Below are 20822 nucleotides of genomic sequence, written 5' to 3' on the forward strand. Positions count from 1 at the left end.
CTGGCCGATGCGAGCCGCCGCACGCACATGCCCGCCAGCAATAGTTCCAACAACACTCAGGGGCAGCACCGGCTTGCGTTTTTCCGCATCGGCAAATCACCAGAGCCGACCCGGCAAGTTCTGTTTGACTCTTTTACACAGGTCTCTGTTGGACTCCGCAACCACGCACACCGACTTGCCGCGACTGTCCTGGCACTGCTTTTCGCCACCTGGTGGCAGAGCACGCCAGCCTTGCCGGCGGATCCCTTCCCCCGACCAGAGGCACTGCAACCGGCCATTCAGTTCTGGATGCGCATTTATTCAGAGTTCGATGTCTCAAGCGGCCTGATTCACGACAGCCGCGATCTCTCCATCTGCTACAGCCCACTGTATCTCAACCAGGGCGCACCGCTCGCTTCGCAAAATCGCGCGATTGAAGAAACCCTGGATCACTATCGCACTGCCCTGCTGGCACTCGCCGAGGGCAAAAGAGCCGACCTCAGCGTCTTCGAACAGCGCGCGCTTGCCCCCTGGCGCAGCCGCGGCGGCCAGACCGAAGATCTGCGCGCGGCGGCTGAGCGCGTTCGCTTTCAGCGCGGTCAGGAGGATCGATTTCGCGGCGGTCTTGAGCGTGCGCAAGCATGGAAACGCCAGATCGAACGCATCTTTGAAGATCGCGGCCTGCCTCTTGGTCTCGCGGCGCTCCCTCATGTGGAGTCGTCCTATAACCCCAAAGCCATCTCCAAGGTGGGCGCTGCCGGACTGTGGCAGTTCATGCCCGCCACGGCAAGACGTTACATCCGGGTCGATGACGAGGTCGACGAGCGCTTCGACGTAATCAAATCGACCCATGCGGCCGCCAATCTGCTGCATCACAATTATTCCGTGCTCGAACGCTGGCCACTCGCCCTAACGGCCTACAATCATGGCCTGGCCGGGGTGCGCCGCGCCGCTCGCGCCACCGGCAGCGATGACATCGTGCGTATCATCGCGGAATACCAGGGCGACCGCTTTGGATTCGCCTCACGCAACTTCTACGTCGCTTTCGTCGCGGCCCACGATCTGGCACAAGCGCCGGATCAGTATTTTCGAACGCTTGATCCGGAGAGTGCGCTTGAGGTTAGGGTGCCGGCCTATCTGCCCGCGCCGCGCCTGGCGCGCTATCTTGACATCAGCCTGCATGACTTGCGCGCCGTCAATCCCCGCATACATCACGATATCTGGAACGGTGGCCAGCTCATCGCCCGCGATGCTCGGCTGCGCCTGCCACCCGACATCAAAAAAACCGTCGCCGAGCGCAAGCTTGCGGAATTCGCCGCGCTCTATGGATTCGACGGGCCTCTGCCGCTGACGCATCACGATCTGAAATATGGAGAATCCCTCTCTGGCATCGCCGCCCGCTTCGGCACCAGCGTGCAAGACCTGGTGGCCATCAATGACCTGGATGACGCTCATCAGGTCAAAACCGGCCAACGTCTGCGGGTTCCGCGTGCCGCCGTACCCAACCCCCTAGGTCCAGGCGCGGCCATGCTGTTACCTGCGCTCTTGGCATCCTCGACAGGCCAGCAAGACAGCCAGACTGATGCGGCTAGCGAACCTCAGACAACTGCCCAAGACCAAAGCCAAGCAGTCACGCAGGCGGAACCACCCGCGTCCCAGAACCAGAGGTTGCTTGCTGATGGAGCGGAGGATGGCGTGACAGATACCGAGGCGGATCGGATAGCGGGCGCGGATGACGATGCCGCCATCGGCAGCTCCCTGGCAGAGCCGCAGCCGGACCTGGCCGCTGATCCGACCGACTACAGTGTCGCGGCCGACGGCAGCATTGAAATCCAGGCAGCCGAGACGCTGGGGCACTATGCACAATGGCTGGGTGTGGCCGCGCGCGAACTGGGCGAGCGCAACCAGCTCGACCAGGACAAGCCGCTGATCGTCGGGCGTCGCCTGAACCTGGATTTCGCCCAGGTACCGCCAGAAGGGTTCGAACAGCAGCGCATCACCTACCATCGCAATCGCCAGCTCGACTATTTCGCCCAGTATCGCATTACCGGTGTGGCCGAGCATCTAATTCGCGAGGGCCAAAGTTTATGGGATCTCGCGGTCAAGACCTACCAGATTCCGCTGTGGCTGCTGCGGCAATACAATCCGGATGTCGACACCAATGCCGTACTGCGACTTGATCGACCGCTCTACGTTCCCATTGTCGAGGCTCGGCTAGAATCCAAGCCCCCATTGACCGCCGCGGAAACCTAAAATGAACCCCAAGCCCAAGTGTGCTACTCACGCCCGCTTCTCCGCGACCGCGGCCATCACCATGGCTGACATGGTGATGGCACAGAATGTCTTGGAAAAGGACGAAGAGCACAGGGTTTCTTTTGGCCCAAGGCCACCACCGAGATCATCCGACTCGCCCTTCGCCCTAAAAAAAAACTACACCATCACCCCCGGCGAGAAGCTGTAGCTGTCCAAAATATTGACATAGTTGGCGCGCTCGAATTCTGCCGGATTGGGGATGGCCAAGGCGCTCATGCGCCCGCGCATCTCCTCAAGAGAATCGAAACCATGGTCTTCCATCCATTGCTCGAGGCCGCCCAGCAGCGTCTTCATTTCACCAGCGCCTTTCTTGAGCAGCACGCTGCACAGATGCACCACATCGGCGCCGGCCAGTAGCAGCTTGATGACATCCTCTGGTGTATGGATACCACCTGTAGCGCCGATGGACAGGTGATCGATGCGGCCATGCAGAATGGCCACCCAGCGCATGGCGAGCAGCGCCTCGGCGGAAGTGGACGGATGCAGGCTGGGTTGCAGGCGCAGGCTGTCGATGTTGATGTCGGGCTGATAGAAGCGGTTGAACATGGCCACGCCATCGGCGCCGGCGGCGGCTAGGCGTTGCACCATGTGGCCAACCGAGCTAAAGGAGGATGACAGCTTCATGTTGACGGGGATCTTGATCTCGCCCTTCAACTGCTTGAGCAGCTCGACATAGCGGTCCTCGACCTGCTGACCACTCTGATTGATGTCGGCCGCGATGTAATAAACGTTCAGCTCCAACGCATCGGCGCCGGCCTGTTCGAGCTGCTTACCATGGGCAATCCAGCCGCCAGGGGTAACGCCATTGAGGCTGGCAATAACCGGGATATCCAGCGCTTCCTTGAGCTTGCGCAGGTTCTCCAGGTACTGATCAAGACCGGTGCTGAACTCCTGCCAGTCGGGCATGAAGCCATCGTCGGCTTCCGAAAAGCCAGTACCCTGATTGATCAGAAAGCGGTCCATGCCTTCTGACTCGGCGCGGATGGCTTCTTCAAACAGAGAGTACATAATCAGCGCCGAGGCGCCAGCATCCTCCAGCTCCTTTGACATATCGACGCTTTTCGATAGCGGCGAGGCCGAGGGCACCAGAGGGTTCTTGAGGGTCATGCCCAAGTAGGGGGTGGTTAAATCCATGGTTTTTCTCCGGAAAAATCTGGGTTCTGAATCCTGACGCGACGCCGGATGCGGCCCTGTCTCTGTCGGAGGGGGGCGACATCCAGCGCCAGAACGGCTTGGGCCTTTGACTAGGCCGGCTTATCGACCGGCTTGGGGCCTTTCTTCTGCACCGCCAGATGCGCCATCTGCTCATAGAGCGAGAAGCGCGTCTCGACATGCTTCTGCGCCAGAGCCAGGAAGCGCTCGGCGGCTTCCGGATGGGTGCGGTTTAGCACATTGAAGCGATGCTCGCTGTAGATGTAATCCCGATAGGGGATGTTCGGCGCCTTGCTATCGATGTGCAGCGGATTCTCGCCTTGATCGGTCTTGCGCGGATCGTAACGGAACAGCGGCCAGTGCCCGGAGTTGACCGCCATGTCCTGCTGGCGCAGGTTGTTCGACAGGTCGGCGCCATGGGCGATACAGGGCGAGTAGCACAACAGCAGCGAGGGACCGTCGTAGGACTCGGCCTCGATGAAGGCGCGCAGGGTGTGTACGTCTTTGGATCCAAAGGCGACCTGGGCGACATAGACGTTCTCGTAGGCCATGGCCATCATCGCCAGATCCTTCTTGAAGGTCGCCTTGCCGCCGGCGGAGAACTTGGCCACCGCGCCCATGGGCGTCGCCTTGGAAGTCTGGCCACCGGTGTTGGAGTAAACCTCGGTATCGAGCACCAGCAGGTTGACGTTGCGCCCGGTCGAGAGCACATGGTCGACACCGCCGTAGCCGATGTCATAGGCCCAGCCGTCACCGCCGACCGCCCACACGCTGCGCTTGACCAGCTGCTCGCAGGTGGCCTCCAGCGCATGCACATCAATGCTGGCTCCCATGCTGGCACCCATGGTCGCGAGCTTTTGCTTCAGCGCCGCGACCCGCTCGCGCTGCTCGAAAATGCCGGCTTCCGTCGATTGATCGGCGTTCAAGAGCCCATCGACCAGATCCTGACCGATTTTGTCCGCCAGCTTGACCAGATATTCGCGCGCCTGATCGCATTGCTTGTCGATGGCCAGGCGCAGGCCCAGCGCGAACTCGGCATTGTCCTCGAACAGCGAGTTGTTCCAGGTCGGGCCGCGGCCATTGGGGTCTGTCGTATAGGGCGTTGTGGGCAGATTGCCACCATAAATCGACGAGCAACCGGTGGCGTTGCCAATCAGCATGCGATCGCCAAAGAGCTGGGTAGCGAGCTTGACATAGGGCGTCTCGCCGCAACCCACGCAAGCGCCGGAGAACTCGAACAGCGGCTGCATCATCATCGCATGCTTGATCTTACCGGGATCAAGCTTGGTGCGATCATACTCGGGCAGGGTGAGGAAGAAATCCCAGTTCGGCTGTTCCAGATCGTGGCGTTCCTCCGCCGGCACCATGTTGAGCGCCTTGCGGTTGGGATCTTTCCGATCGCGGATCGGGCAGACCTCGACACAGATGCCGCAGCCGGTGCAATCATCCGGGGCCACCTGATAGGTGACGTGATAGCCCTCGGGGAAGTCCTTGCCCTTGATGGGCACATGCTGGAATTGCTCCGGCGCCTTGTCGGTCAGCGCGGCCGGATAGACCTTGGAGCGGATGGCGGCATGCGGGCACACCATGGGGCACTTGCCGCATTGGGTGCAGAGATCCTCTTCCCACTTGGGCAGTTGCAGCGCCAGGTTGCGCTTCTCGTAATGGGCGGTCGCGGTCGGCCAGGTGCCATCATTGGGCATCAAGCTGACCGGCAGGCTGTTGCCGCGGCCTTCGATCAACATGGAAGTCACGCGCTTGACGAAATCCGTCGCGTGATCCGGCACCACCGGCGGACGGGCATGGGTGCTGGTGACCTGCGCGGGAATCGCCACCTGATGCAAGCCGGCGATACTGGCATCAATGGCGGCATAGTTGCGTTCCAACAGATGCTGGCCCTTTTTACCGTAGGTTTTCTCCACCGCCTTTTTGATCTCGGCAATGGCCTCCTCGCGCGGCAGGATGCCGGAGATGGCAAAAAAGCAGGTCTGCATGATGGTATTGATGCGCCGACCCATTTTGGTCTGCTCGGCGATGCCGTAGGCGTCGACCACATAGAAGGTGATCTTCTTGTCGATCATCGTCTGTTGCAGTTCGCGCGGCAGATCGTCCCACACCTTGTCCGCCGGGGTCTGGGAGTTGAGCAGGAAGGTCGCGCCTTCCCGGGCCTTCTCCAGCAGATTGAAGCGGGTGACGAAGGTCGGCTGATGGCAGGCGACAAAGCTCGCTTCGTTCTCGCCGATCAAATAGGTGCTGTGGATGGGCTTGGGCCCGAAGCGCAGATGGGAAACCGTCATGGCGCCGGCTTTTTTCGAGTCATACTCGAAATAACCCTGGCCATAGTTCGGCGTGCCCTCGGCGATGATTTTGATGGAGTTCTTGTTGGCCGAGACGGTACCGTCTGAACCCAGGCCATAGAACACGCAATTGGTCACTCCGGCATTGGCATCGGGCCGGAAACTCGCATCCCACTCCAAATGGCTGTTCGACACATCGTCGATGATGCCGATGGTGAAGCGATTTTTCGGTTGATCCTTGGCGAGTTCGTCGAAAATCGCCTTGACCATCGCCGGAGTGAATTCTTTCGACGATAGCCCATAGCGCCCGCCGATCACCCGCGGCATGCTGGCGATGCGCCCGTCGCCGACGGCCTCGGCCAACGCGCTGACGGTATCCTTGTACATGGGCTCGCCATTGGAACCAGGCTCCTTGCAGCGATCAAGCACCGCCACCTTGGTGACACTGGCGGGCAGAACCGTGAGCAGCGCGGACAGATCGAACGGTCGATACAGCCGCACCTTGACCAGGCCGACCTTCTCGCCATGGGCGACCAGATGCTCAACGGCCTCTTGCGCCGCGCCAATCCCAGAGCCCATCAGCATCACCACCCGCTCGGCATCGGGCGCGCCGACATACTCAAACAGCTTGTAGTGACGCCCGGTGAGCTGGGCGAACTGTTCCATGCGCGCCTGCAGGATGCCGGGCAGCTTGGCGTAGAAGGGATTGACCGTCTCGCGGCCCTGGAAGTACACATCCGGATTCTGGGAGGTACCGCGGATGATGGGGTGATCGGGGTTGAGCGCACGGGCGCGATGGGCCTTGACCAGCTCCTCGTCGATCATGGCGCGCACAGTATCCGTCGCCAGCCTTTCGATCTTGGCCACCTCGTGCGAGGTGCGGAAGCCGTCGAAAAAGTGCAGGAAGGGAATGCGCGTCTCCAAGGTGGCGGCCTGGGCGATCAAGGCAAAATCCATGACCTCCTGCACCGAGGCGGCGCAGAACATGGCATAGCCCGTCGAGCGGCAGGCCATGACATCGGAATGGTCGCCGAAAATCGACAAGCCCTGGGCCGCGAGCGAGCGCGCCGAGACATGAAACACCGTCGGGGTGAGCTCCCCGGCGATCTTGTACATGTTCGGGATCATCAGCAGCAGACCCTGGGAGGCGGTGAAGGTGGTCGAGAGCGACCCGCCCTGAAGCGCGCCATGAATGGCGCCGGCCGCGCCGGCCTCGCTTTGCATCTCGATGACATCGGGGACAGTGCCCCAGAGATTTGTAACACCGAGCGAGGACCACTCGTCGGCCCACTCGCCCATGTTGGAGGAGGGGGTGATGGGATAGATGGCGATGACCTCGTTGGTCATGTGGGCGACATAGGCGGCGGCTTCATTGCCGTCGATGGTGACGGTTTGCTCTTGCGACATGATCAGTCTCGAATGCTGGGTTGACAAATTCGATTGATCGGCTCGGCAGCCGATTCTTACATTCCGGTTACAAACACCATGAACCGGAGATTGGTTGGGACGCGGGTTAGGCTATAGGAAATCTGACCAAACGCAAGACATGCCCGCACGGCTGGCCGCCTGGCACAGCCACATCACAATTGGGCATCACAGTCGGGCATCACAGTCGGGAACACCGATGAAGGTCAGACTCGCTGGAATTCTCTGCTTCCTTGATTCCTTACTTTAAGCTCCTTCTAGGCGGGTTTGGTCTATGGGGCTCCATTCGGGTGGGGGCTCCATTCGGGGGGCTCCATTTAAGGGATTCCTTTCAGCGGGACTCCAGGCAGCGAGAACCCGCTGGACATCGTTCCAAGGACCGCCAAGTGCAACAAGTCCCACTTGCTGGCCGGATCTGTCAGCCGCCCTGCCCCCGTCCAGAGGTTGCCAATATACCCCGGATGGCGCGGCTTTTGACCCCTCAAATCCCCTTGCCATGAGACAATCCTGCTTTGACATGACTCGCGTCAGTATTCGCGCGCGCGGCGCCCGCGCCCTCTGGGTTACAGTTCGCGATCAGCGGCCGCCGCACCACTTGTCCTCCATGCAGGCACCAGCAACAACTCTCACTGCCCCTTGTCCGGACGCCGGCCTGTCCCTGCGCCGCATGCGCATGCACGACCTCGACGCCGTACTCAGCGTCGAGCGCGCCGCTTATCACAGCCCCTGGACCGAAGGCATCTTCCAGGATTCCCTGGCTGCTGGGCATTATTGCCTGGTGCTTGAGCAGCCCGTCTCGGACCAACTCATCGGCCATGGCGTCATGATGCTGGTGCTCGACGAATGCCATCTGCTCAATGTCTGCATCCATCCAAGCCACCAGCGCCGGGGACTCGGACGCCTCCTACTCAGACGTCTGCTCGCCATTGCCCGCAAGCGCCAGGCTGCATCGGCTTTTCTCGAGGTACGCGCATCCAACCAGGCCGCCCTCGCCCTCTACCAAGCTGAAGGTTTCAACGAAATCGGCCTGCGTCGCGGCTATTATCCGGCAGCCAAAGGGCGTGAAGATGCCATCGTCATGGGCTGCGCGCTCTGAGTTGTCCAAACCAGCACTCCACCTGATGAACAGTTGGATTGACAGCAACTCCAGCGCTGTTGCCGTTGCAGATCATCCAGAGAGAGGTGCCGATGGGTTTGGCCGCGAGTGGCCCGGCTGTAGTATGCTCGCCTGCATTGGCGCCTACCTCAGGGAGCGCCCCACCAAGAACCTTGCCTGAACGGATAAGAAAACGTGACTGAACTCAAAAACGATGTCTTCCTGCGCGCCCTGCTGCGCGAACCCGTCGATTACACTCCCGTCTGGATGATGCGCCAGGCCGGGCGCTATCTGCCCGAGTATCGCGAGACCCGCGCCAAGGCGGGCAGTTTCATGGATCTGTGCCGCGACCCAGAACTGGCCTGCGAGGTAACCCTGCAACCACTCGAGCGCTTTCCACTAGATGCGGCCATCCTGTTCTCGGATATTCTCACCATCCCCGATGCCATGGGCCTTGGGCTCTATTTCAGCGAGGGCGAGGGGCCAGGCTTCGAGCGGCCGGTACGAAGTAAGGAGGACATTGAGCGCATCAAGGTACCGGATCCCGAGCAGGAACTGCGCTATGTGATGGACGCGGTGGCGCTGATCCGCCAGGAACTGCACGGGCGGGTGCCGCTGATCGGTTTCTCCGGCGCACCCTGGACCTTGGCCACTTACATGATCGAGGGCGGCAGCACCAAGAATTTCGCGCTGACCAAGGCGATGATGTTTGACCGCCCCGAGTTGATGCATGCCCTGCTTGGCAAGATTGCGGACACTGTGACCCTGTATCTCAATGCCCAGATCGCATGCGGCGCTCAAGCGGCGATGATTTTCGACACCTGGGGTGGCGTACTGTCGCCGGCGGATTTCCGCGAGTTCTCTTTGCGCTACATGGAGCGCATCGTAGAGGGTCTGACGCGCGAGGCGGATGGGCGGCGCGTGCCTGTGATCCTGTTCGCCAAGGGTGGCGGTCAATGGCTCGACCGTATGGCCGAGACAGGTTGCGATGCCTTGGGTGTCGATTGGACCACGGATCTGGCCGATGCCCGCCGGCTGGTCAAAGACAAGGTCGCGCTGCAAGGCAACCTCGACCCATGCATCCTTTACGCATCCCCCGAGCGCATTGAACGCGAAGTCGGCCGAGTATTGGCAAGTTACGGCAGCGGTTCAGGGCATGTGTTCAATCTTGGTCACGGCATTCATCCCGATGTCAACCCCGAGCATGCCGCGGCCATGGTAAAGGCCGTGCATCAGCTCAGCCGGCCTTATCACGCATGAACACAGTTCATAGGGGTTGATGCGAGCATTCCCTCGACATCGCGCATCAACCCAGACCCACGATTGTTCGGCGGAAATCCGCCATTTGGCCACCAAGCTAATCCGCCAAAACCCTGCGTGATCAGTTGATTGCTTGATCAGCTGTTCAGGCAAGGGTACCTATCACAACAATGCCGGCGTAAATCGCAAACAGAGGAGCGGTCAGCACCAGGACGGCAACGCTGAAGATTCGACCCGCGGGATGTGTTGCCACAGCTAATCCAGAAAGGATCAATGCCACCGCACCCACCGCAAACCCAGAGAAAAACAACCCTTTGATACAGTCGGTTTGGCAGGACCGATCTTCAATGGGCACTCCAGACAACAGTGTATAGGTGATAAACAAGGTCAAGGCCCAGCCGATCATCGCCAGGACAAGGGCGATGGGTGCGGTTATTTTCATGATCAGGTGTCCTCCAATGATGCAGGTATGCAGGTAATGCAATCGTCTCAAATGACCGAGGTCGTGCCATTGTGAGCGCCAGGCGGTCGCCTTTGCAACAGGCAGATACCCGATGACAAAGCGTCGGGCCAGCACCAGATTTGTCCGAAACCCGCAGGTAGAATCTCGAGGACGCCGGAACGGCTTAAGCACTCAACCAAGGAGGTCGCGTCAGGCGCAAGCAATACCCCGGCCCCAAACAACCCCAGCAGCAGCACGGACGCGGGCCAGGCACGAAGGCTGACTGGCTTCAGCGCGGTTCCAAACGAACGTTTGACGCGATTACCGAGCAAGTCGACGCTGGCAATTTCATCCAGCACCAGATGGGTGAGGTACCCCAGCAGCACAAAGCCGCCAACTAGCCAACTGAATGCGGGCTCGAAATCCAGCCAACGATGGGCCAGAATCACCGCGAAGAGCGCGATGGAAACAGCCATCAGCAGTGAATGAAAGAGCCCGCGATGAACAGTCAGCCGGGCGAAAAAAAGCCGCAGCGGAAAATAGACGAACAGCCATAGCACAGCCCAAATCAGCGCGAGTTCAAACAGCCGAAACTTCTCCCTCAGGCTGGTTGCGATCACGAAACCAAGCACCAAGCCCAGGAGCGCGAAAAACGCGCGCACGGGATGCGAATCGTCAGCATCGATATCCGGTGCCAGACTGGCCGCCACGCCCAGCACCAGCAACCATTGGGTCTGACCAAAGTCGGTCAGCCCCTGGGTGTGAACGCTCAGCGCGGCCGTGCCGACCACAGCTGTTCCAACCCCAAGATGCGTCTGAAAATTCGCCATCGGCTTGCCAGGCACGCTCGCTTGAGATTGAACCGAATGACCGGTGTCGCACCGGAATATGCACAGACTCCCAGCCCTAGCCGTTCATGCGCCAGCGGCTCTTAGGTAACAAAAGGCAAGGTGGCGTCCCTGCCCGGCAACATCCTTAAGGCGGAAATCCCCTTGAGAATAATGCGCTTGGCTGGGTATCAATCCGCGGCTACCACCTCAATGATGACGTTGGAATCCAGGTCGGCGTGCAGGCGAAGATTGACACTGAACTCGCCGACAGCACGCAGGGGCCCATCGGGGAGACGCACCTCGCTGCGCATAATCTCGACCTCGGCCGCACTGCTGACCGCCTCGGCAATATCAGCCGTGCCAACCGAACCGAACAATCGGCCCTCATCGCCGGCCTTGCGCCCGATGGTCACACGCAGACCATCGAGTTTGGCCTTGCGCGCCTCCGCTGCCGCAAGTGCATCGGCGGCTTCGCGCTCCAGCTCGGCACGACGTTCCTCGAAGGCTTTGAGATTCTCGGCCGTCGCAGCAACGGCAAAACCACCTGGAAGGAGATAATTGCGCCCATATCCGGGCCGCACGGAAACCTTATCGCCGAGCGCACCCAGGCCGACGACTTTTTTGAGCAAAATGACATCCACAACAGATTCCTCTTAAATGAACGGGCGCAAGCCGTCGCGGCGCACACTGTAATGGTGAGTCTCCACCCCTCAGGCTGAATACCTTGGGAATCACAGTGAAGCAACCCGCGTCCACTCGCCTGATCAGTGGCCGTCGGTGTAAGGCAGAAGCGCGAGATACCGGGCGCGCTTAATCGCGACAGCGAGCTGGCGCTGATAACGCGCCGAGGTACCGGTAATGCGGCTGGGAACAATCTTGCCGGATTCGCTGATAAAAGACTTGAGCAAATTCAGATCTTTATAATCGATTTCCGCAATTCCTTCGGCGGTGAAACGGCAATAGCGCTTACGGCGAAAAAAACGGGACATAACAAAATCCTCGTGACCAATGGGGGGGCGATCACTGTCCGATGATCGCTTTAAAATTTCAACACCTAGACGTTTATCGCCTAGATCTTCATGACCGGGATAGGCAATCCCTAAAGATCCTTAGGGCGTCGATGATGTGGGACTGAAGAAGCATGGGAAGCGCCGTGATCGGCAAACAAACCAGAACATCTGAGCACTGTTGCTGCTGCTACTCCTCTTCCTCTTCCTCTTCGTTTTCATCATCTGACATTTCGCCGCGGCGGGGCCGACGCTCCGAACGCTCGTCGCCCTGGTCAGGCGAGTCTTCATTACCCTTGGCGAGAGAGGAGACCTCGGTCACGGGACCATCGCGCTTGACGACCATGTTGCGCATGATGGCGTCGTTATAGCGAAAGGTGTTGACAAGCTCATCAAGCGCTTCCTGGTCGCACTCAATGTTCATCAGGACATAGTGCGCTTTATGCACTTTATTGATGGGATAGGCGAGCTGACGCCTGCCCCAATCTTCCAGCCGATGGATTTGGCCGCCGCGGCTCTCAATACCGCCACGGTAGCGCTCGATCATGGCCGGAACCTGTTCGCTCTGGCTTGGATGAACAAGAAAAACTACTTCATAATGTCGCATGAAAGCTCCTCATGGATAGGAAGCCTCCCGTCTCCATCCATGGACCTGGCACAAAGCCACGTCCAAATCTGGACCGGTGAGGCAAGGAGTGATCGCTTAAATTCAGCAAAGCCGTGCATTATGGCTGCTTTATGTCAGACTGTAAATGAGGTTTTTTATCGCCCTGGCGCTAGATGATCGAGCAGCGTCAGAGCACATTGGCGCACTCTCCCGGAGTATCATGAGCCGGCGGCACAAGAATACCCCCCAAACCCCAAAGCATCCTCCTTCAGACCATGGCCAAAGTCCTGTTGAGCGCGATCACCAGCCTGTTTCTTGGCGGCTGCCTGGCCTCTTCGCCCCAGATCCACTCACAGGAGTCCTATCGCGGCCCTCTGATCGCCGCCATCGCACCCATCGGCGGCCAAGTCGATCAGGTGACCGGATGGGTCTTGCGCCACAAAGTTGAACAAGGACTGGCAGAACAGATTCGTGCCGCGGCAATTTTTTCAGCCGTGGAGGAAATCCCCTCGGCCTCGGCGCCAAACGAGGCCGAAATCATCATCGAGCCGAGCTTTTTGCAGCAAGCCGGTCTCACCCGGTCCCATAAGGACAAATCCGAACTCGCCGTCCATCTGAACGTGCGTAGAAAAACAACTGGAGTGGTCGCACTCGATCAGGATTATCGCGTCCCCTGCCCTTCATGCGCGCTTGGCAGAGTGGATCCACAGGCCATGCAGGCGCTGACCAAGGCGATCAATACCGACTTGAAGCGAGAATTTGGCAGGCGCCCCGCAGGCTAGCGGGCAGGACATTGAACAGGGCTAACTGGGGGGAAGGTTGTGTTGCAACTAGATGTTCGCTCGCCGGTGGTTCGATAAAGGCCTTAGCGGTATTGGCGCAGGTAGTTCCATTCGTAAAAACGCTTCATCCAATGAAAAACGCGGGAATTTGGCAGAACCAGATTATGTTTTTCGTTGCGCGCCACCAACATCGCCTGGTCGTTTGCGTCAAGAATGCACAGCAACTCGACTTTAAACCCGACCCGCGGTGACTCACCACGCAGCTCGGCAACCAGATTGCGAGCGGCGGCCCGGGCTTGAAGATCGGCCATGTGAGCTTGCTTGGGCATCCAATCCGGGCCCGGGAAACTACCGGAATCACCCGCGACATAGACGCGCTCGACGCCGGGCACCCGACACTGGGCATCGGCCTGCAGCAATCCGCCGGGGGAGCGCGGCAGCGAGCTGTTGTCAAACCAGGCATTCCCCGTCATACCGGGCATGAAAACAATCATATCGGCATCGAAACTGCCGCCCTCGGTTGTGACCTGACGTTCGCTAAAGCCCTTGAGTGCCTGACCCAGGTGGGTTTCGATGCCGACGCGCGCCATTTGCGCGAGCAGTTTGTCCACCGCCTTGGGCCCAAGCCGATTACCCGGCCGGGGAGCTGGTGTGAAAAACACCAAACGAAATCGATCCCGACGTCCCTCGGCGCGCAACTGGCGGTCGAGCCCGAACAGGAACTCAAAAATCGGCCCGCCGCGCATGGACGCAGGTTCCTTGGGGTTGCCGGAAAAGCCCATGGCCACAGTGCCGCCATCCATGGCCTTGAGCCGTTCACGGATCTTCTCGGCCGCGGCGATCCCCTCGCAGGGTGTGATGGCATGCTCTATGCCAGGCAGCTTTTTGATGAAGCGCCCGCCACTGGCAATGATCAGACCATCATTTTCGACTGGACCAGCCGTGGTTTCGAGTATCCGACCATTATCATTCAGCCCGGTGGCCTCGGCGGCATGGTGAGTCGCGCGCATGCGCCTAAAAAATGGCCGCAGATCAATGCGCAGTTGCTCGGCCGTGCGCAATCCGGAAGGAATCCAGATAAGCCCGGGCAGATAGACGAATTCCGGCCTCGGACTTACCAGGGTAATGTCGGCATCGATCACGGACTTCCGCAACCATTGTGTCGCGGTCAGTGCACCGAAGCCCGAACCAACAATAGTGATGCGTTTCGCTGCCATGGTGAGGGCCTGTCAGTCCAGAGTCTAGATGTCTCGGGCTCAAGCGTCTGGCGATTCGTCCAGCTCGCCCGACTTTGCCGTCTCGGCCAACTCGGCCTCAAAGGCGAGGTTGACACGATCACGCAATTCTTTACCAGGTTTAAAATGTGGCACATGCTTGCCCGAGAGCGCAACCGAATCTCCGGTTTTAGGATTACGCCCCACCCGCGGCGGACGATAGTGCAGGGAAAAGCTCCCAAAACCGCGAATTTCAATACGCTCGCCAGAGGCAAGGGCGGTACTCATGCATTCAAGGATGCAGCGCACCGCAAGCTCCACGTCCTTGTAGGCCAGGTGGTTCTGTCCGGCGGACAGAGCCTCAATCAGCTCGGATTTCATCATAGCGGGTGATCTTCCGTCCTTGGCGGGGGCAGCCCAGATGACTGGGCTCCACCGCCCACCACAGTCGCCAAAACAGGGAATGAGGCCGGGGCATCTAGTGGCATCAATCCCTCTGGGCTTCCTCCATCTGCTGTTTCAGGATGTCGCCAAGTGTTGCGGTACCTGCCTGGGCCTCGCTAGCGTAGCCCTTGATGGCCGCCTGCTCATCGGCGGCATCCTTGGCCTTGATCGACAAGGAAATGGTGCGGTTCTTGCGGTCCACGCCGACAAACTTGGCCTCGACCTCTTCATCGGGCTTGAGCACCGAGCGCGCATCCTCGATCCGGTCACGCGAAATCTCGGAGGCACGCAGATAGCCCTCGACGCCCTCGGCCAAAGCGATGGTCGCGCCCTTGGCGTCGACCTCAAGAACCTTGCCCTTAACAATGCTGCCTTTTTCGTGCAGGGCCACAAAGCTGGAGAAGGGGTCTTTATCGAGTTGCTTGACGCCAAGAGAGATACGCTCGCGCTCCGGGTCGACCGAGAGCACGACGGTTTCGAGCACATCGCCTTTCTTATAGTTACGCAGCGAATCCTCGCCGGATTCGTCCCAGGAGATGTCGGAGAGATGCACCAAGCCATCGATACCGCCGTCAAGCCCGATAAAAATACCAAAGTCGGTAATGGACTTAATCTGGCCGCTAACGTGATCACCCTTCTTGTGGGTGGCCGAGAACTCATCCCAGGGATTGGTCTGGCACTGCTTGATGCCAAGGGAGATGCGCCGACGCTCCTCGTCGATGTCGAGCACCATGACCTCGACCTCGTCGCCCAGGGAGACCACCTTGCTTGGATGGATGTTCTTATTGGTCCAGTCCATCTCGGAGACGTGCACCAAGCCCTCGACCCCCTCCTCGATCTCTACGAAGCAGCCGTAGTCGGCGATGTTGGTCACCTTGCCGAACACGCGGGTACTCTCCGGATAGCGCCGCGCGATATTGACCCAAGGATCCTCGCCCATTTGCTTGAGTCCCAGGGAGACGCGCTGGCGGTCACGGTCGAACTTGAGCACCTTGACCATGACCTCCTGGCCAATCTCGACCACCTCGGAGGGATGCTTGACGCGCCGCCAGGCCATGTCGGTGATGTGCAGCAGGCCGTCGATACCGCCGAGATCCAGGAAGGCACCGTAATCGGTCAGGTTCTTGACCACACCCATTAGCTCGACGCCTTCCTCGAGCTTGTCGAGCAACGCATCGCGCTCGGCGCTGTACTCTTCCTCGACCACGGCGCGGCGCGAGACCACCACGTTATTGCGGCGGCGATCCAGCTTGATGACCTTGAACTCCAGGTCCTTGCCTTCCAGATAGGCGGTGTCGCGCACCGGGCGCACATCGACCAGGGAGCCAGGCAAGAAGGCCCGCACGCTGCCGAGCTCGACCGTGAAACCGCCCTTGACCTTGCCGTTGATCATGCCAGTGACGGTGGCGCCATCCTCGAAGGCTGTCTCGAGCGTATCCCAGGCGGCAAAGCGCTTGGCCTTTTCACGCGACAGACGGGTGACACCGAAGCCATCCTCGACCGCGTCGAGCGCGACCTGGACATCGTCACCAATGGCAACCTCAAGTTCGCCCTCGGGTGACAGAAACTGGCTGCGAGGGATGATCCCCTCGGACTTGAGGCCGGCATTGACGATCACCGAATCTCCGGTGATGTCGACGACCTGCCCGGTGATGATGGTACCGGGCTGGAGTTGGGTGTTGTTCAGGCTCTCTTCAAAGAGGTCGGCAAAGCTTTCGGTCATGAGCGTGGAAGTTCCCGGCGTTCTCGCCTCGCTCCGGCGGTTGATCGATTTGATGCGAATCAACACGTTCACGGAGGGTTAGGTTAAAAAAACAAGCCGGCGGATGCGGCCGCCGGCTACCTTTGCGACGATTTGTGTTTACATCACAGTCAAACATTAGCGAATCAGGTGATCAGCCAAGGCAGGGAGCGACGCACCGCATCCATCACAGAGTTGAAGACGGCGTCAATCGACATCCTCGTCGTATCCATGACCACGGCATCATCAGCCGCGACCAGGGGACTCAGCGCCCGCTGCTGATCACGCTGGTCGCGCTCGCGCAAATCATCGGTCAAGTCGACTAGATTAGCATCCACACCTTTGTCATTCAACTGTTTATAGCGCCGGTTCGCGCGCTCCTTTAGGCTCGCGTCCAGATAGAACTTGAGCGGTGCGGATGCGAAGACCACTGTGCCCATGTCACGACCGTCCGCCACCAACCCGGGTGGGCGGACGGCATTGCGCTGCCAGTCAAGCATGGCAGCACGCACAGGCGCATGGCGAGCCACCCGCGAGGCGGCGGCGGCGGCGGTTTCAGTGCGAATCGCGGATGAAATATCGTCACCTTCCAGCAGCAGGCGCTGCCCGGCAAAACGCAGATCAAGCCGCCCCGCCAGTTGGCCGAGTGCCTCGCCATCATCGAGATCGACGCCTGCCGCCATGGCGGCATGACCAAGCCCACGATACAGAGCGCCACTGTCCAACAAATGCCAACCCAAGCGTTCCGCCAGCTTGGCGGCGATGGTGCCCTTACCGCAACCTGATGGCCCGTCGATTGTGATGACTGGTGTGATGACCGGCGTAATGACCGGTGTAATAACGGAGGTGCCAGCAGGCACTGCTGATGATTTGTCCTCGGATGACATCATTGGCTGAGTGGTCTGACGAAGGTTAAGCCCCCTGGATCGGCAGGCATTAGTCGTAGCGCTCCACAATTTCCAGACCCGCCTCGGCGGCCAGTGCGGCATAACGCGGGAAAGAGGTGTTGACATTGGCACAGTTTCGCACCTCGATTGGCGCGGACGCCCGCAGCGCCGCCATCGCGAACGCCATGGCCACGCGGTGGTCGCCATGACTATCAACACTCCCGCCCTGAAATGCATTGCCCAAAGAGGATCCGCCCAGAATGCGCATCCCATCCGGCAGCGGCTCAGCCTCGACTCCCAGCGCTTGGAGCCCCTTTGCCATGCTCTGGATGCGGTCGCTTTCCTTGACCCGCAGTTCCTCGGCCCCGCGCAACAGGGTTTCCCCCTCGGCACAGGCCGCGGCGATAAAAATCGCCGGGAACTCATCGATCGCCAGCGGCACCAGCTCCGTTGGAATCCGAATGCCTTTCAAGGCGGCGGCGCGCACATGCAAATCGGCCACCGGCTCACCGCCCTGCTCGCGCGGGTTAAGCAAGTCGATCTCGGCGCCCATGGCCTTGAGAATCTCGATCACCCCGGTGCGGGTGGGATTCACTCCCACGCCTGTCAAGGTCAGGTCACTGTCAGCGGCGATACTGGCCCCGATCAGAAAAAAGGCCGCGGAAGAAATATCACCTGGCACGGCAATAGTGCCGCCGCTCAGACGTTGCCCGCCCCGCACGCAAATACAAGCACCATCCTGGTGGACGGCATAACCGAAAGCACGCAGCATCCGCTCGGTATGGTCACGGGTGGGCGCCGGCTCAATCACACAAGTCTCGCCCTGGGCGTAGAGACCGGCGAGCAGCACACTTGACTTGACCTGTGCGCTGGCCACCGGCATCGCATAGCGGATGCCGCGCAGCCCTTCGGCCGCTTGCAGCAGCAGCGGCGCAGTCCCCTCGGCGCTGGTGGTGATGCGCGCGCCCATCTCGGCCAAGGGCTCTGTCACGCGCCGCATGGGCCGCCGCGTCAGCGAGGGGTCACCGACAAGTTCACTCGCGAAGTACTGGCCACTCAGCAGCCCGGTCAGCAGCCGCATGGATGTCCCGGAGTTGCCCATGTCAAGCGGCGCCCGCGCTGGTCGCAGGCCATGCAGGCCAACGCCCCGCACCAGCAACTGCCCCAGATCCGGCCCCTCGATCACGACTCCAAGCTGACGAAATGCCTTGAGCGTGGCGAGACTGTCGGCTCCTTCAAGAAAACCCGAGATACGACTTTCACCATCCGCGATGGCGCTCAACATCACTGCCCGGTGGGAAATGGATTTATCACCAGGCACGGCAATGCGCCCCGTGAGTTTTCCGCCCGGCATCAGATCGAAGCGCAATTCATGCTGAGCTGTCACTACGATGGCGCTCCTTGAATGTGCATCCAGAGGCAAGATCCTGGATGATGAAATTGCTGTTTCACGGTTCTTTTTGTCCTGCATCAGCACCCCGAAGGATGAAAATGCGGTTTCAGGGTCAGTTTCCGGGTCAACAAGTTGCCTAAGCGCCCATGCACAGGTGGATGTCACCCTTGGCGAGGCTCCAACCCGGCAAAAATAGCGGAATACCCGCGTGCTGTAAACGCGCACCGCCGCCAAAGGCATTTGACCACCGCGACCGGGCAGTCCCAGCCATACCTGCTAAGATGCGAGCAGAGGACCGCGACCGCGGCAACACCCAATTAACTAGCACCCCATGGATTTCAGACGACCGATGTATAGATCTCGCCCTCGACCACAGGCCATAGCACTCCCACGACCAAACGCGACATTGCCAAACATGGCACTGCCGCTCATCCTTGGCCTGCTCGGTTTTGCATCCATCTCGGATGCCGAGAAGCCACCCGCGCCAACGCGCCTGACACTTGTGTGCGTCGAGCAACCCGCGCGACAGGTCACCTTCGACGGGGAAGGTCAGGTCAAGTACACAGAAATCGCGCCTGAGCACCAAGATCCCGTCACCCTGACCCTGATCAAGATTGCCCCCGGCGAGGATTACGAGATCGAGCCCGCGCGCATTGAAAGCAGCGCGGACTGGCTCAATCGCACCCGGGCTCTGTGGTCACGCGGAAACCAGGTTGCTGCCGACAACGGTCGCCTGCGCATTGATCTGGTCAAGAACCGACTCTTTATCACCGAGGCCAAGACCGACGGCAACGCGGATTTTCGCCGTTTTGATTGCGAAGATGTCGCCACCGATTCGCCAGATAGCCACGGGAGTGAGTAGCGCCAGTCGCGGCCCGCACCCATGGACTCCGAACACCAGGATCAAAGCCCAATCGCCCACCGCTTTCGCGGTTTTTTACCCGTGGTGGTCGATGTGGAAACCGCCGGCTTCGACCACCAACGCCATGCCCTGCTTGAGATCGCGGCCATCATCATCCAGATGAATGACCAAGGTTGGCTTGAGCCCGGGCCAACCATCGCCTGCCATGTGCTGCCCTTTCACAATGCCGAACTCGATCCGCGGGCACTTGCCTTTAATAAGATCGATCCCTATCACCCCTTTCGCGACGCTGTCGCCGAGAGCGACGCACTGAAGCAGATCTTGAATCCGGTGCGCAAGGCCGTCAGGACCAATGCCTGCAACCGCGCCATTTTAGTCGGCCACAACGCACATTTCGACCTTGGCTTCCTGAAAGCCGCCGTCGAGCGCACCGGATTCAAGCGCAATCCGTTTCATGCCTTCAGCGTTTTCGACACTGTTTCCTTGGCGGGGCTTGCCTACGGCCAGACGGTTCTCGCCAAGGCGGCCCGCGCCGCCGGACTTGACTGGGACGACAGCGAGGCCCACTCGGCCATCTACGACGCCGAGCAAACTGCCCGATTATTTTGCCGCATTCTCAACCAATGCCACGAACGTGGCTTGCCCCTATAAACACAGGCGAGCAAGCCAAGCCCCCTTCGCGGCCGCTTCCGGCGCCTGCTTGAAGACAGCGCGTTGATCAGCCGGCCTCGGGCTGTTTGGCCGCCGCTGCTTCCATCATCGACTTGAGCTCGCCGGACTGATGCAGCTCGAGGGTGATATCACAACCGCCGATGAGTTCACCATCGACGTATATCTGCGGGAAGGTCGGCCAATCCGCGTAGCGCGGCAGATGTTCGAAAATATCCGGGTCCTGCAGCACGTTGACGAAAGCAAAAGGCACACCGCAATCAGAGAGCGCCTGAGCCGCGCGCATGGAAAAGCCACATTGTGGAAATTGTGGCGTTCCCTTCATGTAGATCACCACCGGATTACCCTTCACCTGCTGATCGATTCGTTCTAGCACATCCATCCCGAGCACCTCGTTGCAATGAATAACGGGGTCAGAGGTC

At 59.9% G+C, this 20822-nt stretch carries 20 protein-coding genes; 7 read left to right on the top strand and 13 right to left on the bottom strand.

The genetic code is table 11. The features are described from left to right. Positions 1 to 27 precede the first annotated feature (27 nt). A complete protein-coding gene (locus Thiowin_RS13875) occupies positions 28 to 2232 on the top strand; it encodes a lytic transglycosylase domain-containing protein (RefSeq protein WP_328983599.1) in 2205 nt (734 codons plus the stop codon). Between the two features lies 1 nt (position 2233). Next, positions 2234 to 2440 (top strand): hypothetical protein, encoded by a 207-nt coding sequence (locus Thiowin_RS13880; RefSeq protein ID WP_328983600.1) that lies wholly within the window; start codon positions 2234 to 2236, stop codon positions 2438 to 2440. On the opposite strand, the gene Thiowin_RS13885 is transcribed toward Thiowin_RS13880, so the two are convergent. Together Thiowin_RS13885 and nifJ are read right to left on the bottom strand one after the other, a co-directional pair. Then, positions 2410 to 3426, bottom strand: coding sequence for a dihydroorotate dehydrogenase-like protein (locus Thiowin_RS13885; RefSeq protein WP_328983601.1), 1017 nt, complete (start codon positions 3424 to 3426; stop codon positions 2410 to 2412). The genes Thiowin_RS13880 and Thiowin_RS13885 overlap by 31 nt on opposite strands. A 110-nt stretch (positions 3427 to 3536) precedes the next feature. Beyond that, positions 3537 to 7148, bottom strand: coding sequence for a pyruvate:ferredoxin (flavodoxin) oxidoreductase (gene nifJ, locus Thiowin_RS13890; protein WP_328983602.1), 3612 nt, complete (start codon positions 7146 to 7148; stop codon positions 3537 to 3539). 514 nt (positions 7149 to 7662) lie between these two features. Between nifJ and rimI the strand changes: the two genes are divergently transcribed. Beyond that, complete coding sequence (gene rimI, locus Thiowin_RS13895; RefSeq protein WP_456243435.1) at positions 7663 to 8262, top strand: ribosomal protein S18-alanine N-acetyltransferase; 600 nt, start codon at positions 7663 to 7665, stop codon at positions 8260 to 8262. Between the two features lie 195 nt (positions 8263 to 8457). Then, positions 8458 to 9522 (top strand): uroporphyrinogen decarboxylase, encoded by a 1065-nt coding sequence (gene hemE / locus Thiowin_RS13900; RefSeq protein ID WP_328983603.1) that lies wholly within the window; start codon positions 8458 to 8460, stop codon positions 9520 to 9522. Between the two features lie 145 nt (positions 9523 to 9667). Here hemE and Thiowin_RS13905 read toward each other — a convergent pair whose 3' ends face one another. From Thiowin_RS13905 to rpsF, 5 genes are all read right to left on the bottom strand, one after another. Next, complete coding sequence (locus tag Thiowin_RS13905) at positions 9668 to 9964, bottom strand: hypothetical protein (RefSeq protein WP_328983604.1); 297 nt, start codon at positions 9962 to 9964, stop codon at positions 9668 to 9670. A gap of 47 nt (positions 9965 to 10011) precedes the next feature. Beyond that, on the bottom strand, positions 10012 to 10794 hold the full coding sequence (locus Thiowin_RS13910; RefSeq protein WP_328983605.1) for a metal-dependent hydrolase: 783 nt from the start codon (positions 10792 to 10794) through the stop codon (positions 10012 to 10014). 188 nt (positions 10795 to 10982) lie between these two features. Next, the gene (gene rplI, locus Thiowin_RS13915) at positions 10983 to 11435 is read right to left on the bottom strand and encodes a 50S ribosomal protein L9 (RefSeq protein WP_328983606.1); all 453 of its coding nucleotides are present in this window, start codon (positions 11433 to 11435) and stop codon (positions 10983 to 10985) included. Between the two features lie 123 nt (positions 11436 to 11558). Beyond that, the gene (gene rpsR, locus Thiowin_RS13920) at positions 11559 to 11783 is read right to left on the bottom strand and encodes a 30S ribosomal protein S18 (RefSeq protein WP_328983607.1); all 225 of its coding nucleotides are present in this window, start codon (positions 11781 to 11783) and stop codon (positions 11559 to 11561) included. A gap of 208 nt (positions 11784 to 11991) precedes the next feature. Next, on the bottom strand, positions 11992 to 12408 hold the full coding sequence (gene rpsF, locus Thiowin_RS13925; RefSeq protein ID WP_328983608.1) for a 30S ribosomal protein S6: 417 nt from the start codon (positions 12406 to 12408) through the stop codon (positions 11992 to 11994). A 275-nt stretch (positions 12409 to 12683) separates the two neighbouring features. Between rpsF and Thiowin_RS13930 the strand changes: the two genes are divergently transcribed. Next, positions 12684 to 13190 carry a hypothetical protein gene (locus Thiowin_RS13930; RefSeq protein WP_328983609.1) on the top strand — a complete coding sequence of 169 codons (507 nt, stop codon included), beginning with the start codon at positions 12684 to 12686 and terminating at the stop codon, positions 13188 to 13190. Between the two features lie 83 nt (positions 13191 to 13273). On the opposite strand, the gene Thiowin_RS13935 is transcribed toward Thiowin_RS13930, so the two are convergent. The 5 genes from Thiowin_RS13935 to aroA form a co-directional block, all read right to left on the bottom strand. Continuing rightward, on the bottom strand, positions 13274 to 14407 hold the full coding sequence (locus tag Thiowin_RS13935; protein WP_328983610.1) for an NAD(P)/FAD-dependent oxidoreductase: 1134 nt from the start codon (positions 14405 to 14407) through the stop codon (positions 13274 to 13276). A gap of 39 nt (positions 14408 to 14446) precedes the next feature. Beyond that, positions 14447 to 14788, bottom strand: a complete 342-nt coding sequence (gene ihfB, locus Thiowin_RS13940; RefSeq protein WP_328983611.1) for an integration host factor subunit beta — start codon at positions 14786 to 14788, stop codon at positions 14447 to 14449. Between the two features lie 103 nt (positions 14789 to 14891). Continuing rightward, positions 14892 to 16571: a 30S ribosomal protein S1 gene (gene rpsA / locus Thiowin_RS13945; protein WP_328983612.1), complete on the bottom strand. Its 1680-nt coding sequence runs from the start codon at positions 16569 to 16571 to the stop codon at positions 14892 to 14894. Positions 16572 to 16735: 164 nt separating this feature from the next. Beyond that, a complete protein-coding gene (cmk, locus tag Thiowin_RS13950) occupies positions 16736 to 17404 on the bottom strand; it encodes a (d)CMP kinase (protein WP_328988081.1) in 669 nt (222 codons plus the stop codon). A 121-nt stretch (positions 17405 to 17525) separates the two neighbouring features. After that, entirely contained in the window at positions 17526 to 18863 is a 1338-nt protein-coding gene (gene aroA / locus Thiowin_RS13955; RefSeq protein ID WP_328983613.1) for a 3-phosphoshikimate 1-carboxyvinyltransferase, read from the bottom strand. A 421-nt stretch (positions 18864 to 19284) separates the two neighbouring features. On the opposite strand from aroA, the gene Thiowin_RS13960 reads away from it, so the two are divergent. Together Thiowin_RS13960 and rnt are read left to right on the top strand one after the other, a co-directional pair. After that, a complete protein-coding gene (locus Thiowin_RS13960; protein ID WP_328983614.1) occupies positions 19285 to 19731 on the top strand; it encodes a hypothetical protein in 447 nt (148 codons plus the stop codon). Positions 19732 to 19752: 21 nt separating this feature from the next. Continuing rightward, positions 19753 to 20382, top strand: coding sequence for a ribonuclease T (gene rnt / locus Thiowin_RS13965; RefSeq protein WP_328983615.1), 630 nt, complete (start codon positions 19753 to 19755; stop codon positions 20380 to 20382). Between the two features lie 67 nt (positions 20383 to 20449). Here rnt and grxD read toward each other — a convergent pair whose 3' ends face one another. Beyond that, positions 20450 to 20782, bottom strand: coding sequence for a Grx4 family monothiol glutaredoxin (grxD, locus tag Thiowin_RS13970; protein ID WP_328983616.1), 333 nt, complete (start codon positions 20780 to 20782; stop codon positions 20450 to 20452). Positions 20783 to 20822: the final 40 nt, after the last annotated feature.

It is taken from the genome of Thiorhodovibrio winogradskyi (assembly GCF_036208045.1).
Classification (GTDB): Bacteria; Pseudomonadota; Gammaproteobacteria; order Chromatiales; family Chromatiaceae; genus Thiorhodovibrio; species Thiorhodovibrio winogradskyi.

What these genes read in the sequence shown, in the direction of transcription:
- Thiowin_RS13930 (WP_328983609.1), top strand. Translation starts at nt 12,684, where the DNA reads ATGGCCAAAGTCCTGTTGAGCGCGATCACCAGCCTGTTTCTTGGCGGC.
- Thiowin_RS13875 (WP_328983599.1), top strand. Translation starts at nt 28, where the DNA reads ATGCCCGCCAGCAATAGTTCCAACAACACTCAGGGGCAGCACCGGCTT.
- nifJ (WP_328983602.1), bottom strand. Translation starts at nt 7,148, where the DNA reads ATGTCGCAAGAGCAAACCGTCACCATCGACGGCAATGAAGCCGCCGCC.
- ihfB (WP_328983611.1), bottom strand. Translation starts at nt 14,788, where the DNA reads ATGATGAAATCCGAGCTGATTGAGGCTCTGTCCGCCGGACAGAACCAC.
- Thiowin_RS13885 (WP_328983601.1), bottom strand. Translation starts at nt 3,426, where the DNA reads ATGGATTTAACCACCCCCTACTTGGGCATGACCCTCAAGAACCCTCTG.
- Thiowin_RS13960 (WP_328983614.1), top strand. Translation starts at nt 19,285, where the DNA reads ATGGCACTGCCGCTCATCCTTGGCCTGCTCGGTTTTGCATCCATCTCG.
- grxD (WP_328983616.1), bottom strand. Translation starts at nt 20,782, where the DNA reads ATGGATGTGCTAGAACGAATCGATCAGCAGGTGAAGGGTAATCCGGTG.
- rnt (WP_328983615.1), top strand. Translation starts at nt 19,753, where the DNA reads ATGGACTCCGAACACCAGGATCAAAGCCCAATCGCCCACCGCTTTCGC.
- rpsA (WP_328983612.1), bottom strand. Translation starts at nt 16,571, where the DNA reads ATGACCGAAAGCTTTGCCGACCTCTTTGAAGAGAGCCTGAACAACACC.
- rpsF (WP_328983608.1), bottom strand. Translation starts at nt 12,408, where the DNA reads ATGCGACATTATGAAGTAGTTTTTCTTGTTCATCCAAGCCAGAGCGAA.
- Thiowin_RS13935 (WP_328983610.1), bottom strand. Translation starts at nt 14,407, where the DNA reads ATGGCAGCGAAACGCATCACTATTGTTGGTTCGGGCTTCGGTGCACTG.
- rpsR (WP_328983607.1), bottom strand. Translation starts at nt 11,783, where the DNA reads ATGTCCCGTTTTTTTCGCCGTAAGCGCTATTGCCGTTTCACCGCCGAA.
- Thiowin_RS13910 (WP_328983605.1), bottom strand. Translation starts at nt 10,794, where the DNA reads ATGGCGAATTTTCAGACGCATCTTGGGGTTGGAACAGCTGTGGTCGGC.
- Thiowin_RS13905 (WP_328983604.1), bottom strand. Translation starts at nt 9,964, where the DNA reads ATGAAAATAACCGCACCCATCGCCCTTGTCCTGGCGATGATCGGCTGG.
- rimI (WP_456243435.1), top strand. Translation starts at nt 7,663, where the DNA reads ATGAGACAATCCTGCTTTGACATGACTCGCGTCAGTATTCGCGCGCGC.
- Thiowin_RS13880 (WP_328983600.1), top strand. Translation starts at nt 2,234, where the DNA reads ATGAACCCCAAGCCCAAGTGTGCTACTCACGCCCGCTTCTCCGCGACC.